Below are 13,833 nucleotides of genomic sequence, written 5' to 3'. Positions count from 1 at the left end.
GTGTCGTCCCCGGCTGCGACACTGGGCCCGATGTCCGCCGACGCCCTCCTCGACGCCCTCGACCCCGACCAACGAGAGGTCGCGGTCGCGCTGAGGGGACCCGTCTGCGTGCTCGCGGGCGCGGGGACCGGCAAGACCCGGGCCATCACGCACCGCATCGCGTACGGGGTGCGCACGGGGGTGTACCGCCCGGGCAGCGTGCTCGCGGTGACGTTCACCGCCAAGGCCGCCGGCGAGATGCGGGTGCGGCTGCGCGACCTCGGTGTCGTCGGTGTCCAGGCCCGCACGTTCCACGCGGCCGCGCTGCGTCAGCTGGGCTTCTTCTGGCCCAAGGTCGTCGGTGGTGCACCGCCCCGGCTGGTCGAGCAGAAGGCACCGCTCGTCGCGGACGCCGCCCGTCGGCTCGGGCTCGCGGTCGACCGGGTCGGCGTGCGTGACCTCGCGGCGGAGATCGAGTGGTCGAAGGTGTCCCTCGTCGTGCCCGACGAGTACGAGAAGGCCGTCGAGGCGGTGGGCCGCCCGATCCCGGCCGGGTACGACGCGCAGGCGGTCGCGCGCCTGCTCACCGCGTACGAGGAGACGAAGGCCGAGCGTGGCGTCATCGACTTCGAGGACGTGCTGCTCGACCTGGCCGGCATGCTCGTGCAGCGCGGTGAGATCGCCGAGGAGGTGCGCGCCCAGTACCGGCACTTCGTCGTCGACGAGTACCAGGACGTGAGCCCGTTGCAGCAGTTCCTGCTGCGCCAGTGGCTGGGCGGGCGGCACGAGCTGTGCGTGGTCGGCGACCCGAGCCAGACGATCTACTCCTTCGCCGGCGCCACCCCGTACCACCTGCAGACGTTCGCGCAGGACCACCCGCGCGCCACGGTGGTCCGCCTCGTGCGCGACTACCGGTCGACGCCGCAGGTCGTGTCCCTGGCCAACCGTCTGCTCGCGCCCACGCGTCGCGCGGGCGGACCCCAGCCGCTGCAGCTCATCGCGCAGCGACCCGACGGGCCGGACGTGCGCTACGTGGCCTACGCCGACGACGAGGACGAGGCGCAGGGCGTGGCCCATCGCGTCGCTCGCCTGGTCGCCGAGGGCGTGCCCGCCCGCGAGATCGCGGTGCTGTACCGGACGAACGCGCAGTCGGAGGCGTTCGAGCAGGCGTTCGCCGCGAGCGGCATCGCCTCGCAGGTGCGCGGCGGGGCACGGTTCTTCGCGCGACGTGACGTGCGCGAGGCGATCGTCCTGCTGCGCGGTGCCGCCCGCGCGACCGCGGACGACCAGTCGATGACCGAGGCGGTGCGGGACGTGCTGCGCACGTGCGGCTGGGCCGAGCGCGCACCCGAGTCGCGCGGTGCGGCCCGGGACCGGTGGGACGCCATGCAGGCGCTCGTGACGCTGGCCGACGAGCTGGAGGCCGAGCGGGCCCGCGGTGGCACCCGCGCGACCGTCGCCGACCTGGTCGCCGAGCTCGACGAGCGCGACGCCACGCAGCACGCGCCGACGGTCGACGGCGTGACCCTGGCCTCGCTGCACGCGGCGAAGGGCCTCGAGTGGGACGCGGTGTTCCTCGTCGGGCTGTCCGAGGGCCTGGTGCCGTTCGCGCTCGCCGACACCGACGCCGAGCTGGCCGAGGAGCGGCGGCTGCTCTACGTGGGGGTCACGCGCGCCCGCGCGCGCCTTGAGCTGTCGTTCGCCGCGGCGCGCGCGCCGGGTACGCGTGCGGTCCGCCGCCGCAGCCGGTTCCTCGACGGCCTCTGGCCGCAGGGTGACGCACCGGTCGGCCGCGGCCGTGGCGGTGCTCGCACGGGTGGCGCGACGGGCGCCGGCCGTGGCGGCGCAGGCCTGGACGAGCGCGTCGAGCCTCACCCCGGGGTCGTGGACGGCCTCACCCGGTGGCGCCGTCGCACGGCCGACGAGCTGGGGCGCACGACCACGAGCGTGCTGTCGGACGCCGCGATCACGGCCGTCGCCCGCCGCCTCCCGACGTCGCTGGCCGAGCTCGGCCAGGTCGCCGGGATCGGTGCGCGCACGCTCGGTTCCTACGGCCTCGAGCTCCTCGTGGTCGTCCGCGACAGTGCTGCCGACGGCGCCTCGGAATGATCCGCCGAAACTCGTTCGAATAATCGGTTGTCGTGCGTCGCAAGGCCGTCCTAGGGTGATCCACGTCCTTGTAGAGCAGATCCGCGCGTCCGACGCGTCGAGGTCCGAACCGGAGAGGGGGTGGGTGCAGTGATGAACAAGTTCACGGAGATCACGTCGTCGACCATGTCGACCGTGTCGGTCCCGCGTTCCCTCGCGCCCATCGGCGTCCGGTTCCAGGGGCGCCCTGTGTCCGTCGCCGGCTATGTCGGCGGTGCACCGCAGCTGCGCGGCCGTCACACGAACGGCACCGATCCCCACCTCTGTCACGGAGCTCCACTGCTCTGACCTGAACCAGGTCAGCCCAGGCCGCGGACTCCGTACTCGGATCCGCGGCCTCGTTGTTTCTCCCGTCTCCTCGGGATGAACGGCAGGTCCGTCGGTCCGCCCGACGCACCACGTTCATCAGCAAGGACATCAGGAGGACATCGTGCGGCTCACGACGCTGCTCGACACCGACCGGGTCGGATCCGGCCCTTGGCCATCGACCGACGCCCCGACCGAGACCCGCCCGACGATCTCGACCCCGCAGCCGTCGGCCACGCGGTCGACGGTCGACGACCGTCGTCAGTTCAACCGCCTCGTCGCGGACCTCATCCCGTGCCGGAACAACGACTCCGAGCTGTGGTTCGCCGAGCGCACGGTCGAGGTCGAGCGTGCCAAGGCGCTGTGCCGCGAGTGCCCGCTGATCGAGGGGTGCCTCGCCGGGGCGCTCGAGCGGGAGGAGCCGTGGGGCGTGTGGGGCGGCCAGGTCTTCGTGGCCGGGGCGGTCGTCGCGACCAAGCGGGGCCGTGGGCGGCCGCGAAAGGACCGGACCGCGGCGGCATGACCGGCCCCGGGCGGCTCTCGGCAGAGAGCACCCGGGGCGGCGGTCACCGGCGCCGACGGCACGTAGGCGCAGGTCAGACCGGCAGGGGGGACCGAGGTCGACCGCCGTCACCGACGGCGTCGACCCCCGGCAGGGCGGTGCACCCGCAGGAGGGGTGCACCGCCCAGCTGCGTTCACGGGGCACCGCGTCCGGGACGGCGATCTCGACGGTGGTCGACCGGGTGCGCGGCACGCAGCCGTCGAGCACCGCCAGGACGTCGGCCGCGGCCACCGCGGCCGCCATCGCGGAGACCACGACCGGCTCGTCCAGCGGGGTTCCCCGGGCGCCGGGGCCTGCGTCGGGCCGGGTGACGTGCGTGGCCGCGGCGAGCTGTGCGGCGACCACCGGCCACGACGGGTCGAGGTCGACGCGGTGCAGGTCCAGGCAGCGCAGGCACGCGCCGGGGTGGGGGTCCGACGGCTGCACGAACGGCCCGACGACGATGCCGGCCTCGCGCACCACGACGGACAGGTGGGGCAGCCCGGACGTCAGCAGCACGTGCGCACGCTCGGGCGCCGCGGCGCCGTGCTCGACCAGGACGAGGACGTCGGGCTCGTCGGTCTGCCCCAGCCGGATCTCGGGCCGCACGTCGCGCAGGATCCGGGCGGACGCGGTCGACCGCATCGACCCCGCGTCGCTCCACCGGTAGCCGCAGGGGCCGACGTCGGCCGATCGGACGGGACGTTCGTCGTCGAGCACGAGGGTGCCGACGCCTGCGGCCGCGAGCGTGACCGCGATGCCCAGCCCGACGGGCCCGAGCCCGAGGACACCGACGCTGCGTGCGGCACGGGCGCGCAGCAGCGCTCCGGGGTCCGTCCCGCCCCGGGCCAGGCTGACGGCGGCGGCCTCGACCGTGGCGGGTCCGGGCAGGGTGCGGGACCGGTCCTCGTCCACGGTCAGCCCGGCTTCCTGCAGGGCGTCGACGAGCGGGCCGAGCCGTGCGGGGGACAGGCGCGCGTGGCGGCCGAGGGAGCGCAGGTCGGTGAGAGCGTCGACCGCGACGAGCGCCTCGACCTCGGCAGGTCGCAGGTCGGTCAGCCGCACGGCCCAGCGCGGGTCGGTGCCGACCTGGACCTCGGTGTCCGTGCGCCGCAGCACACGCAGCCCGGGGCGCAGGCGAACGGTCATCGGTGGTCCCCCTTCGTCGTCGACGGGCGGAACACTCTCACGCACGACCGGCGGGGCGTCCGGTGCTGTCCACAAGGGTGGGACGCCGCAGGGGCGCCGTCCTGGTCGGACGACGCCCCTGCGGGAAGTTCGGTGGTGCTCAGGCCTTGCCGAGGATGCGGTTGAGCTTCGTGCCGCAGACCGGGCAGGTGGCCTTGGCCATCCGGCGACCCGACTCGGAGATCACCACGTCACCCTCGGCCTCGCGCTTCTCCTTGCACTTCACGCAGTAGAACTCTCCCGCGTACGTCTCAGGCATCTAGGTCCTCCTTCGGTCCATGCACCGGACGGGGACCGCCGGCCGGCGGCGCGGGATCAGTGCAGGGGGCGCCCGCGCGCCGCCCACAGTAGACCGACCTGGGCCGGCCGGTAGCGCGTTCGGACCGGGACTCGCCGGGACACGACGAGCCCGGGATGCCGTGACGACCCCGGTGTCAAGGACTAGCGTTCGGCTCGTGCACCCCACGCACGACCTGACGCAGGTCGAGGTCCGCCGCTCGCGCCGTCGTGCACGGACGGTGACCGCCTGGCGCGAGGGCGAGCGCACGATCGTGGCGATCCCGGCGCGGTTCACGCGCGCCCAGGAGCACGAGTGGGTGCGCCGGATGCTCGCGCGGCTCGCGGCCCAGGAGCGTCGGCGCAAGCCGTCGGACGTCGAGCTGGCGACGCGCGCCGGTGAGCTGTCGGCGCGCTACCTGGACGGGCGTGCGGTGCCGACGAGCGTGACCTGGTCGACGAACCAGGGGCGGCGCTGGGGGTCGTGCACGCCGACGGACGGGACGATCCGCATCTCCGACCGGGTGCGGGGCATGCCGCGCTGGGTGCTGGACTACGTGCTGCTGCACGAGCTGACGCACCTGCTGCACGCCGGGCACGGTCCGGAGTTCTGGGCGGAGCTGGACCGCTACCCGCGGACGGCTCGCGCGCGGGGGTTCCTCGAGGGGTACACGTTCGCGGGTGAGCGCCACGGGGACCACCGATCTGACGGCGAGGGCGACGGCGGTGCGAGTCGGGACGAGGACGACGACGCGCACGAGCACGAGCCGGAGCACGACGGCGTGGAGCTCGAGATCGACGAACAGCTCGACGCACGGTTCGACGAACAGACCGACGGCGCGACCGGCGGGGACCGGCCGACCGGTCTGCCGGCGGTGCCGCGCCGGGTCCGCGCGGACGACGTCACGGTCTGACGGGCACCGCCCGCCGGGCGCTCACTCCTGCGTGCCGGGCTCCTCGCCGAGGATCTCCGCCAGGGCGCGGTCCAGGTCGGCCGACTCGTCGACGGCCGCGGCGCGCCGGGCGGTGTAGCCCGTGGGGTCGTCGAGGTCCTCGGTCGTGGGCAGCAGGTCAGGGTGGTCCCAGACGGCGTCGCGCGCGTCGGTGCCCCCGTCGCGGCCGATCTGGGCCCACAGGGCGGAGGCCTCGCGCAGCCGCCGCGGTCGCAGCTCGAGACCGACCAGGGTGGCGAACGTCTGCTCGGCCGGGCCACCGGCGGCACGGCGGCGGCGGATCATCTCGCGCAGCGCCACGGTGTGCGGCAGGTGGGGGAGCGCGGCCGTCGAGGCCACCTCGTCGACCCAGCCCTCGACCAGGGCGAGGGAGGTCTCGAGGCGTTCGAGCGCGGCCTGCTGCGCGGGCGTGGTGTGCGGGGCGAACACGCCGCCGGACAGGGCCTCGCGCAGGGCGTCCGCGTCGGAGGGGTCGATGGACCGCACGGCCTCCTCGAGCTGGTCGACGTCGACCGTGATGCCCCGCGCGTAGGCGTCGACCGCGCCGAGCAGGTGCGCGCGCAGCCACGGCACGTGCGTGAACAGCCGGGTCGCGGCGGCCTCACGCAGCGCGAGGAACAGCCGGACCTCCTCGACGGGGGCGTCGAGGCCCTCGGCGAACGCGTCCACGTTGGTCGGCACGAGTGCGGGTGCGGGGCGGTCGAGCAGCGGCAGGCCGATGTCCGTGGTGCCGAAGGTCTCGCGGGCGAGCGTGCCGGCGGCGTGACCGACCTGCATGCCGAAGACCGCCGAGCCGAGGCGGCGCAGCATCGCGGTGGGGTCGATCGCGGCGGCGCCGGGCAGCGCGCCGGTATCCAGACCTTCGGGCAGTGCACCGCCGAGGGTCTCGGCGAGGGCGATCGACAGCGACGAGGCGACCGGCTCGCTGAGCGTGCGCCAGGTGGGCAGGGTGGCCTCGACCCACTCGGCGCGGCTCCAGGCGCGTGCCGTGCCCGTCGAGGGCGGCAGGTCGGTGGCCGCGTCGAGCCACAGCTCGGCCACGGACAGGGCGTCGAGGGCTGCCTGGGTCTGGGCGGGCGTGAGGGACGGGTCGCCGCCGACGGACGCCTGCTGCCGGGCGAGGTCGTGCGCGACCTGCCAGTTGACGGGCTCGTCGCCGCCCGCCGCGAGCAGGTTCTGCATCTGCGCGAAGACCGCTCGCAGGGCCTGGGGGTCGTCGGGCAGGCCGGACTGCGCGGCGAGCGCGGCGGGGTCGAGCCCTCGGGCGCGCATCTCCGCGATGGCCTCGTCGGCGGCCGGGCCGAGCATGGAGCGCAGCATCTGCTCCCATGCGGACTCCTCGGATCCACCCGGTCCGGGGACGGCGGGGCTGTCGGGGCTCATGGGTGCCTCCTGCGACGATGAGACCGACGGCGGGCGCCGGAGTGCGTCCACGGTAACCACGAGGTTCTGGATCGAGGGATGGTGGGCGCTGTGGTTCGCTCAGGGCGCAGCGAGGTGGTGGTCGTCGGTCGCGGCCCGGTCGCCACCGCCCTCGTGGCGTCCGGCGGGCCTGGCGCGCGGATCCTGGAGGACGTGCCCGAGGACGCCGGGCGGGAGCTCGAGGGTGCCGACGCGGTCGTGCTGGTCGCGCACCCGGGCGACCTGTCCGAGCTGGCCGGATCGACCGGCGTGCCGGTCCGTGACCGTCGGGCGTCGGCGGTGGCCCGGGCGCGCCGGGTGCTCGAGGGGGCGCGCGCGGCGGGCGTGCCGCACGTGGTCGTGGTCTCCTCGGCCACCGTGCACGGCGCGTGGGCCCAGCGACCGCCGATCGGTGACGACGAGCCGGTGCCGCCGCCGGAGGAGGCCCAGGAGGGCCTGGTCGGCGACCTGCAGGCCGTGGAGGCCGAGCTGCAGCGGGGTCGACGGCGACGCACGCCCGTGCTGACGGTGCTGCGACCTGCGCCCCTGGTCGGGCCGGGGGTGGACACGATGGTCACCCGGCACTTCGAGGCTCCGCGGCTGCTGACCGTGCGTGGTGCCGTGCGCGAGTGGCAGTTCCTGCACCTGGACGACCTGGTGTCCGCCGTGCGACTCGTCCTCGCGCAGCGGCTGGGCGGCACCTTCACGGCGGGTGCGGCCGACGTGCTGAGCCCGGAGCGGGTCGAGCAGATGTCGGGCATGCGGCGCATCGAGCTGGCGGCGGTGACGGCGTTCGGCACCGCGGAGCGGCTGCACCGGGTGGGTGCGCTGCCGGCGCCGTCCTCCGAGCTCGCGTACGTGGTCTACCCGTGGACCGTGACCTCGGAGGGGTTGCGTGCGGCGGGCTGGGAGCCGCACCGGTCGAGCGAGGAGTGCCTGCAGGAGCTGCTCGACCAGGTGCGCGGTCGGCTCGGGGTCGGTGGCCGCCGGCTGGGCACGCGCGACGCCGCTGCCCTCGGGGCGGCCGGTGCCGCGGTGGCGCTCATCGGCACGGCGGCCGTGTGGCGTCAGGCCAGGGCCCGACGTAGGGGATGATCGGGGCGTGGTCGACCAGCCTCCCGCCGCTGCTGCCCTGCCCGACGAGCCCGCGGTTCCTGACGAGCCCTTGGTTTCCGACGAGCCCTTGGCTTCCGACGAGCCGGACGAGCCCGACGATCTCGGGCCGGCGCCCCGCACGAGCCCTCGCGCGTTGACGCTCTCGATCGGCATGCTGCTCACCGCGGTGCTGCTGACGGTGCTCGTCGCCCTGCCGGCACCGTACGCGGTGAGCAGCCCCGGCCCGACCCGGGACGTGCTCGGCGACGTGGGCGGTGCCCCGCTCATCACGATCAACGGCGCCGAGACGTTCGACTCGAGCGGCGAGCTGCGGCTCGTGACGGTGTCCTCGACCGGCGGACCCGGGTACCCCTCGTCCGTGTCGGGGGTGCTGCGCGGCTGGTTCGACGCCTCGACCGTGGTCCAGCCGGTCGAGACGGTCTACCCGCCGGAGGCCTCGCAGGAGCAGATCAACGAGGAGAACACCGCGGCGATGGTCTCCTCGCAGGAGAACGCGACGGTCGCCGCGCTCACCGAGCTGGGCTACGAGGTCCCGGCGACCCTGGCGGTGGCGGGCACCGTCGAGGGGACGGACGCCGCGGACAAGCTCGTCGAGGGCGACGTCATCAGCGCGATGGACGGCACCGCGCTGACCACCTACACCCAGCTCATCGAGATGCTCGGCGCGGTCTCGCCCGGGGACACGGTCACGCTGACCGTGCAGCGCGACGGCGAGGACGTCGACGTGCCGATCGTGACCGGCACCAACGCCGACGGCGGTGCGCAGATCGGGGTCTACATCGACCCGACGTTCGACCTGCCGGTCGACGTGACCATCAAGATCGACGACATCGGCGGCTCGAGCGCGGGGACGATGTTCGCGCTCGGCATCATCGACAAGCTCACGCCCGAGGACGAGGCGGACGGCGCGGTGATCGCCGGAACGGGGACCATGGACGTCACGGGTGAGGTCGGCCCGATCGGCGGCATCCGGCAGAAGATGGCCGGTGCGCTGCGTGACGGCGCGTCCTGGTTCCTGGCACCCGTCTCGAACTGCGACGAGGTCGTCGGCCACGTGCCCGACGGGCTGCGCGTGGTGAAGATCGAGACGCTGCACGACGCGCGCGAGGCGATCACGGCGATCGGCGCCGGCACGGCCGACGACCTGCCGACGTGCACCGCGCAGGACGTCGCTGCCGGCTGACCCCAGGGCTCAAGGCAAGGGCCCAGCTCAGGACCAGGCTCAGGCGAGCGTGGCCCGGACGGCCTGGACGAGGCCGGGCACGAGGTCCGGGCCGTGGCCGACCTCGTCGTCGGAGTCGTTCGTGCGGGCCCGCAGCGCGCACCAGGAGGTGCCGTCGCGCAGCACGCCGACCGCGATCCGCACGTCGGTGCGCTCGGGGTGGCCCATCAGGTAGGCGAGCGCGGCGTCCGGGTCCTGCGGCATCGCGGCCTCGGCGTGCGGGGGCAGCACGACGCGCTCGACCGTCACGGCCGTGCCGTCGACCGTCGCGGGCCACGACAGCGCCGCGAGCAGGCTCTCCAGGTCCTCGGCCGCGGGCAGGCCCTCCTGCTCGATCGAGGTCAGGTGCCACGGCTCGGCACGGGCCGCGGCGAGCACCTGCGTGCTGAGCTGGTCGGCCAGCGACGGCGATGCCTCGAGGGCCGCCTGGGTGCGCACGAGGGCGAACACGCGCACGGGCGCGTCCCACCCGGCTGCGGCGACGTGGTGCTCGATCTCGCGCACCGCGTCGGCGAGCGCCCGCTGCTGCGGCGAGGCGGGGACGGCGGGTGCGCGCTGCTCGGGGGCGGGCATCGGGGAGGGGTTCGTCGCCGGGTCGGTCACCGGGTCATCGTCCCATCTGCCTGTGGGAACCTGTGAACCTGCCGGGGCGTTGTCCCCGGAGCAAGGACCACCCGGCAAGGACCCACCCGTCGGCACCGCAGCAGGCCGACGCCGAGGACGAGGACCGCACGTGACCCAGGACAGCCCGTCTCCGACGACCAGGCCCGCCGGTCGGCGTCGCAGCCCGATCGGCCCGACGATCGCCGTGCTCGGCGGTCTCGTGGTGGTCTTCCTGCTGCTCGCACAGGTGTGGACCGAGGTGCTGTGGTACGACCAGCTCGGCTTCGCCCAGGTGCTGTGGACCGAGTGGGGCACCCGTGCGGCCCTGTTCGTCGCCGGCTTCCTGATCATGGCCGGGGCGGTCGCCGGGAGCCTGAGCTTCGCGTACCGCTCGCGCCCGGTGTACGCGCCCTCGACGCAGGAGCAGGCGAACCTCGACCAGTACCGCGAGGCCATCGAGCCGCTGCGCAAGCTCGTGATGATCGTCGGCCCGGTGGTGCTCGGCCTGTTCGCGGGTGCCGCGGCCTCCCAGCAGTGGTCGACCGTCCAGCTGGCCCTGCACGGCAGCTCGGTCGGTCAGGTGGACCCGCAGTACGGGATCGACCTGGGCTTCTACCTGTTCTCGCTGCCGGCGCTGCGGTTCGTGGTGTCGTTCCTCATGGCGGTCACGATCCTGTCGGGGATCGGCGCGCTGGCCACGCACTACCTGTACGGCGGTCTGCGGATCGGCGGCGGGTCGGGGACCCCGCGCACGACGCGGGCGGCGCGGGTGCACCTGTCGGTGGTCGGCGCGGTCCTCATGCTGCTCATCGCGGCGAACTACTGGCTGGACCGGTACTCGATCCTGACGAAGGCCGGGGAGAAGTTCGAGGGTGCCGCGTTCACCGACGTGCACGCCGTGATCCCGGCCAAGGCGATGCTCGCCGGCATCGCCGTGTTCGTCGCGGTGACGTTCATCTGGACGGCGATCCGGGGCACCTGGCGGCTCCCGCTCATCGGCGTGGGGCTCATGGTGCTCGCGGCGATCGCGGTCGGCGGCATCTACCCCGCGATCGTGCAGCGGTTCCAGGTCGCGCCGAACCAGCAGGACGCCGAGGCGCCGTTCATCGAGCGCAACATCGACGCGACGCTGGACGCCTACGACATCGACGCGCAGTCCGTGACGACCACGCCGTATGACGCGAAGGTCACCGCGGAGACCGGGGCGCTGCGCGCGGACGCGGAGACGACCGCCTCGATCCGGCTGCTCGACCCGCAGATCGTCAGCCCGTCGTTCAAGCAGCTCGAGCAGATCCGGGCGTTCTACAACTTCCCCGACACGCTCTCGGTCGACCGGTACGACGTCGACGGCGAGTCGCGCGACACGGTGATCGCGGTGCGCGAGCTGGACCTGGACGGCTTGTCGAACGACCAGCGCAACTGGACGAACGACACGACCGTGTACACCCACGGCTACGGCGTCGTCGCGGCCTACGGCAACACCACGGGTGCGCGTGGGGCCCCCGAGTTCTGGGAGAGCGGCATCCCCTCGACGGGCGGGATCGGGGAGTACGAGCCGCGGATCTACTTCGGTCAGCAGTCGCCCGACTACTCGATCGTCGGTGCCCCCGAGGGTTCGGGGAACTGGGAGCTGGACTACCCGGACGACGCGTCCAACGGCGCCGTGAACACCACGTTCCCGACCTCCGAGGTGTCGGCGGGCCCGTCGATCGGGAACCTGTGGAACAAGCTGATCTACGCCGTCAAGATGGGCGACGAGCAGCTCCTGTTCTCCGACCGCGTGAACAGCGACTCGCAGATCCTCTACGACCGTGACCCCGCCGAGCGCGTGGCGAAGGTCGCCCCGTACCTGACGCTGGACGGCCGCGTGTACCCGGCGGTCGTCGACGGTCGCGTGGTGTGGATGATCGACGGCTACACGACGTCCGACCAGTACCCGTACTCGGCGTCGCGCTCGCTGGAGGACGCCACCACGGACTCGCTCACCGTGCAGTCGACGACCGTGGAGGCGCTCGCGCCCGAGATGGTCAACTACATCCGCAACTCGGTGAAGGCGACCGTGGACGCCTACGACGGCCACGTCACCCTGTACGCCTGGGACACGGAGGACCCGATCCTGCAGGCCTGGCAGAAGATCTTCCCGACGTCGCTGCACCCGGTCTCGGAGATCAGCAGCGAGCTGATGAGCCACATCCGCTACCCGGAGGACCTGTTCAAGGTGCAGCGGACGCTGCTCGGGCGCTACCACGTGAACGACGACCCGGCGCAGTTCTTCTCCGGCAACGACTTCTGGACGACGCCGGACGACCCGACGATCACTACGGCCTCGGTCGCCCAGCCGCCGTACTACCTGACCCTGCAGATGCCGGACCAGGACGAAGCGACGTTCTCGCTCATGTCGACGTTCATCCCTGCGGGCGGGAACGCGCGCAACGTGCTGACCGGATACCTGGCGGTGGACGCGGATGCGGGGTCGACGGCGGGGCAGGTCTCCGAGGACTACGGCAAGATGCGGCTGCTCGAGCTGCCGCGCGACTCGACGGTTCCCGGGCCGGGGCAGCAGAACAACAACTTCACGACCGATCCCACGGTGTCGACCGAGCTGAACATCCTCGGCCGCGGGGACTCCTCGGTGGTGCGCGGCAACCTGCTCACCCTGCCGGTCGGCGGCGGCCTGCTGTACGTGCAGCCGGTGTACCTGCAGTCCTCGACCGGGACGCAGTTCCCGCTGCTGCAGCGCGTGCTGGTCGGCTTCGGTGACAGCATCGGGTTCGCCCCGACGCTCGACGAGGCGCTCGACCAGGTCTTCGGCGGCGACTCCGGTACCGATGCGGGCGACGCGGGCACCAACCCGGACACGGGGACGGACACCGGGACCGGCACCGACCCGGGTACGGACACCGGGACCGGCACGGGGACCGAGACGCCGGCGCCCACGCCGACGGACAGCCCCGCGGCAGACGACGCAAGGACCCGCCTCCAGACGGCGCTGCAGGAGGCGAACCAGGCGATGCAGGACGGGCAGGCCGCGCTCGCGGACGGCGACTTCGCCGCCTACGGCGCTGCGCAGGACCGGCTCGACCAGGCCCTGGCGGATGCCATCGCGGCGGAGGCCGAGCTCGGCGGCAGCTGACGGGCGACCTGCGCGGCTCTCGGACGCCCTTCCCGACCTCAGTCGGGGAGGGCGTCCGTCGCTTCGACGAGGGTCCGCACGAGCGGGTGCCACGGGCGCTGCTGCGGTCCGCTGAGCACGAGCTCGCGCGGCCGGGTGGGTGACAGCGGCACCATGACGAGCTCGGTGGGCAGCATCGCCCCGCCCAGGCTCGGCATGATCGACACCCCGATGCCCTCGGCGACCATCCGCATGAGCGTGGCGAGCTCGCGCACGTGCTGCGCGGGACGGAACGGCAGGTCGGCGTCGGCGTGCAGGCGGCGCACCTGCTGCTCGCAGCCGCCGGTGGAGACCAGCAGGCCGTCCTCGCCGAGCTCGGCCAGGTCGATCGTCTGCTCGCCGGCGAACGGGTGGTCGCGGCGCAGGATCGCGCGGAACTCGTCGCGGGCGACGACCCTGCCGCCCTCGGGCACCGGCTTGGGGTCGACGAGGACGGCCGCGTCGACGGTCCCGACCTCGAGCCAGCGGGGCAGCTCGTCGTCGTCGCCCTCGAACACCTGCACGCGCACGTGGGGGAGCCGGGTCGCCCAGGTGCGCAGCAGCCCGGGGAGCAGGCCTTGGCAGACCGTGGGGACCGCAGCCAGGCGCACGGTCCCGTCGGCGCGTCCGGCGAACGCGGCCCACTCGGCGCTGAAGGCGTCGGCGGAGGCGAGGGACGCGCGCGCGTGGGGGAGCAGGCGGTGGGCCAGCGCCGTGGGGGCTGCGCCGCCGGTGCGTTCGACGAGCGCACCGGGTCCTTCGCGTTCGAGCGCGGCAAGCGCGTGCGAGACCGCGGACTGGCTGATGCCGAGCGTCGAGGCCGCCTGCGTGAACGACCCGGTGTCCACGACGGCGACGAGCACCCGCAGCTGGGCGAGCGTAGGCATGAGCAGAACGTATCAGCCCATGAGGATGATGCAGTTGCTTCATGCATGTCGATGTCGGGAC

At 73.7% G+C, this 13,833-nt stretch carries 11 protein-coding genes; 6 read left to right on the top strand and 5 right to left on the bottom strand.

Translation table 11 applies throughout. The features are described from left to right. Positions 1 to 30 precede the first annotated feature (30 nt). A complete protein-coding gene (locus tag BKA22_RS02560; protein ID WP_146951312.1) occupies positions 31 to 2,088 on the top strand; it encodes an ATP-dependent helicase in 2,058 nt (685 codons plus the stop codon). A gap of 469 nt (positions 2,089 to 2,557) precedes the next feature. Next, positions 2,558 to 2,956, top strand: a complete 399-nt coding sequence (locus tag BKA22_RS02555; RefSeq protein ID WP_146951311.1) for a WhiB family transcriptional regulator — start codon at positions 2,558 to 2,560, stop codon at positions 2,954 to 2,956. A gap of 73 nt (positions 2,957 to 3,029) precedes the next feature. Here BKA22_RS02555 and BKA22_RS02550 read toward each other — a convergent pair whose 3' ends face one another. Both BKA22_RS02550 and BKA22_RS02545 read right to left on the bottom strand, forming a co-directional pair. Further along, positions 3,030 to 4,124, bottom strand: coding sequence for a thiamine biosynthesis protein ThiF (locus BKA22_RS02550; RefSeq protein ID WP_146951310.1), 1,095 nt, complete (start codon positions 4,122 to 4,124; stop codon positions 3,030 to 3,032). A 139-nt stretch (positions 4,125 to 4,263) separates the two neighbouring features. Next, on the bottom strand, positions 4,264 to 4,422 hold the full coding sequence (locus BKA22_RS02545) for a DUF5679 domain-containing protein (protein ID WP_146951309.1): 159 nt from the start codon (positions 4,420 to 4,422) through the stop codon (positions 4,264 to 4,266). A gap of 196 nt (positions 4,423 to 4,618) precedes the next feature. Here BKA22_RS02545 and BKA22_RS19385 point away from each other — a divergent pair, with 196 nt between their 5' ends. After that, a complete protein-coding gene (locus tag BKA22_RS19385; protein WP_146951308.1) occupies positions 4,619 to 5,353 on the top strand; it encodes a YgjP-like metallopeptidase domain-containing protein in 735 nt (244 codons plus the stop codon). Positions 5,354 to 5,374: 21 nt separating this feature from the next. Here the strand turns inward: BKA22_RS19385 and BKA22_RS02535 are convergent, their stop codons facing one another. Further along, positions 5,375 to 6,775 carry a zinc-dependent metalloprotease gene (locus tag BKA22_RS02535; RefSeq protein ID WP_146951307.1) on the bottom strand — a complete coding sequence of 467 codons (1,401 nt, stop codon included), beginning with the start codon at positions 6,773 to 6,775 and terminating at the stop codon, positions 5,375 to 5,377. Positions 6,776 to 6,865: 90 nt separating this feature from the next. On the opposite strand from BKA22_RS02535, the gene BKA22_RS02530 reads away from it, so the two are divergent. Both BKA22_RS02530 and BKA22_RS02525 read left to right on the top strand, forming a co-directional pair. Next, complete coding sequence (locus tag BKA22_RS02530; RefSeq protein WP_223203393.1) at positions 6,866 to 7,888, top strand: NAD-dependent epimerase/dehydratase family protein; 1,023 nt, start codon at positions 6,866 to 6,868, stop codon at positions 7,886 to 7,888. Between the two features lie 7 nt (positions 7,889 to 7,895). Then, a complete protein-coding gene (locus BKA22_RS02525) occupies positions 7,896 to 9,092 on the top strand; it encodes a YlbL family protein (protein WP_223203392.1) in 1,197 nt (398 codons plus the stop codon). A gap of 39 nt (positions 9,093 to 9,131) precedes the next feature. Here the strand turns inward: BKA22_RS02525 and BKA22_RS02520 are convergent, their stop codons facing one another. After that, positions 9,132 to 9,704 (bottom strand): PPA1309 family protein, encoded by a 573-nt coding sequence (locus tag BKA22_RS02520; protein ID WP_146951538.1) that lies wholly within the window; start codon positions 9,702 to 9,704, stop codon positions 9,132 to 9,134. Between the two features lie 160 nt (positions 9,705 to 9,864). Here BKA22_RS02520 and BKA22_RS02515 point away from each other — a divergent pair, with 160 nt between their 5' ends. Next, positions 9,865 to 12,867: a UPF0182 family membrane protein gene (locus BKA22_RS02515; RefSeq protein WP_146951305.1), complete on the top strand. Its 3,003-nt coding sequence runs from the start codon at positions 9,865 to 9,867 to the stop codon at positions 12,865 to 12,867. A gap of 38 nt (positions 12,868 to 12,905) precedes the next feature. Here the strand turns inward: BKA22_RS02515 and BKA22_RS02510 are convergent, their stop codons facing one another. Continuing rightward, on the bottom strand, positions 12,906 to 13,772 hold the full coding sequence (locus BKA22_RS02510; protein WP_146951304.1) for a LysR family transcriptional regulator: 867 nt from the start codon (positions 13,770 to 13,772) through the stop codon (positions 12,906 to 12,908). Positions 13,773 to 13,833 lie beyond the last annotated feature (61 nt).

It is taken from the genome of Cellulomonas soli (assembly GCF_013409305.1).
Taxonomy (GTDB): domain Bacteria; phylum Actinomycetota; class Actinomycetes; order Actinomycetales; family Cellulomonadaceae; genus Cellulomonas; species Cellulomonas soli.
Note: the sequence above shows the minus strand (reverse complement) of the source record. Positions and strands in the feature narration are given on the sequence as shown.

What these genes read in the sequence shown, in the direction of transcription:
- BKA22_RS02560 (WP_146951312.1), top strand. Translation starts at nt 31, where the DNA reads ATGTCCGCCGACGCCCTCCTCGACGCCCTCGACCCCGACCAACGAGAG.
- BKA22_RS02550 (WP_146951310.1), bottom strand. Translation starts at nt 4,124, where the DNA reads ATGACCGTTCGCCTGCGCCCCGGGCTGCGTGTGCTGCGGCGCACGGAC.
- BKA22_RS02545 (WP_146951309.1), bottom strand. Translation starts at nt 4,422, where the DNA reads ATGCCTGAGACGTACGCGGGAGAGTTCTACTGCGTGAAGTGCAAGGAG.
- BKA22_RS02535 (WP_146951307.1), bottom strand. Translation starts at nt 6,775, where the DNA reads ATGAGCCCCGACAGCCCCGCCGTCCCCGGACCGGGTGGATCCGAGGAG.
- BKA22_RS02520 (WP_146951538.1), bottom strand. Translation starts at nt 9,704, where the DNA reads ATGCCCGCCCCCGAGCAGCGCGCACCCGCCGTCCCCGCCTCGCCGCAG.
- BKA22_RS02510 (WP_146951304.1), bottom strand. Translation starts at nt 13,772, where the DNA reads ATGCCTACGCTCGCCCAGCTGCGGGTGCTCGTCGCCGTCGTGGACACC.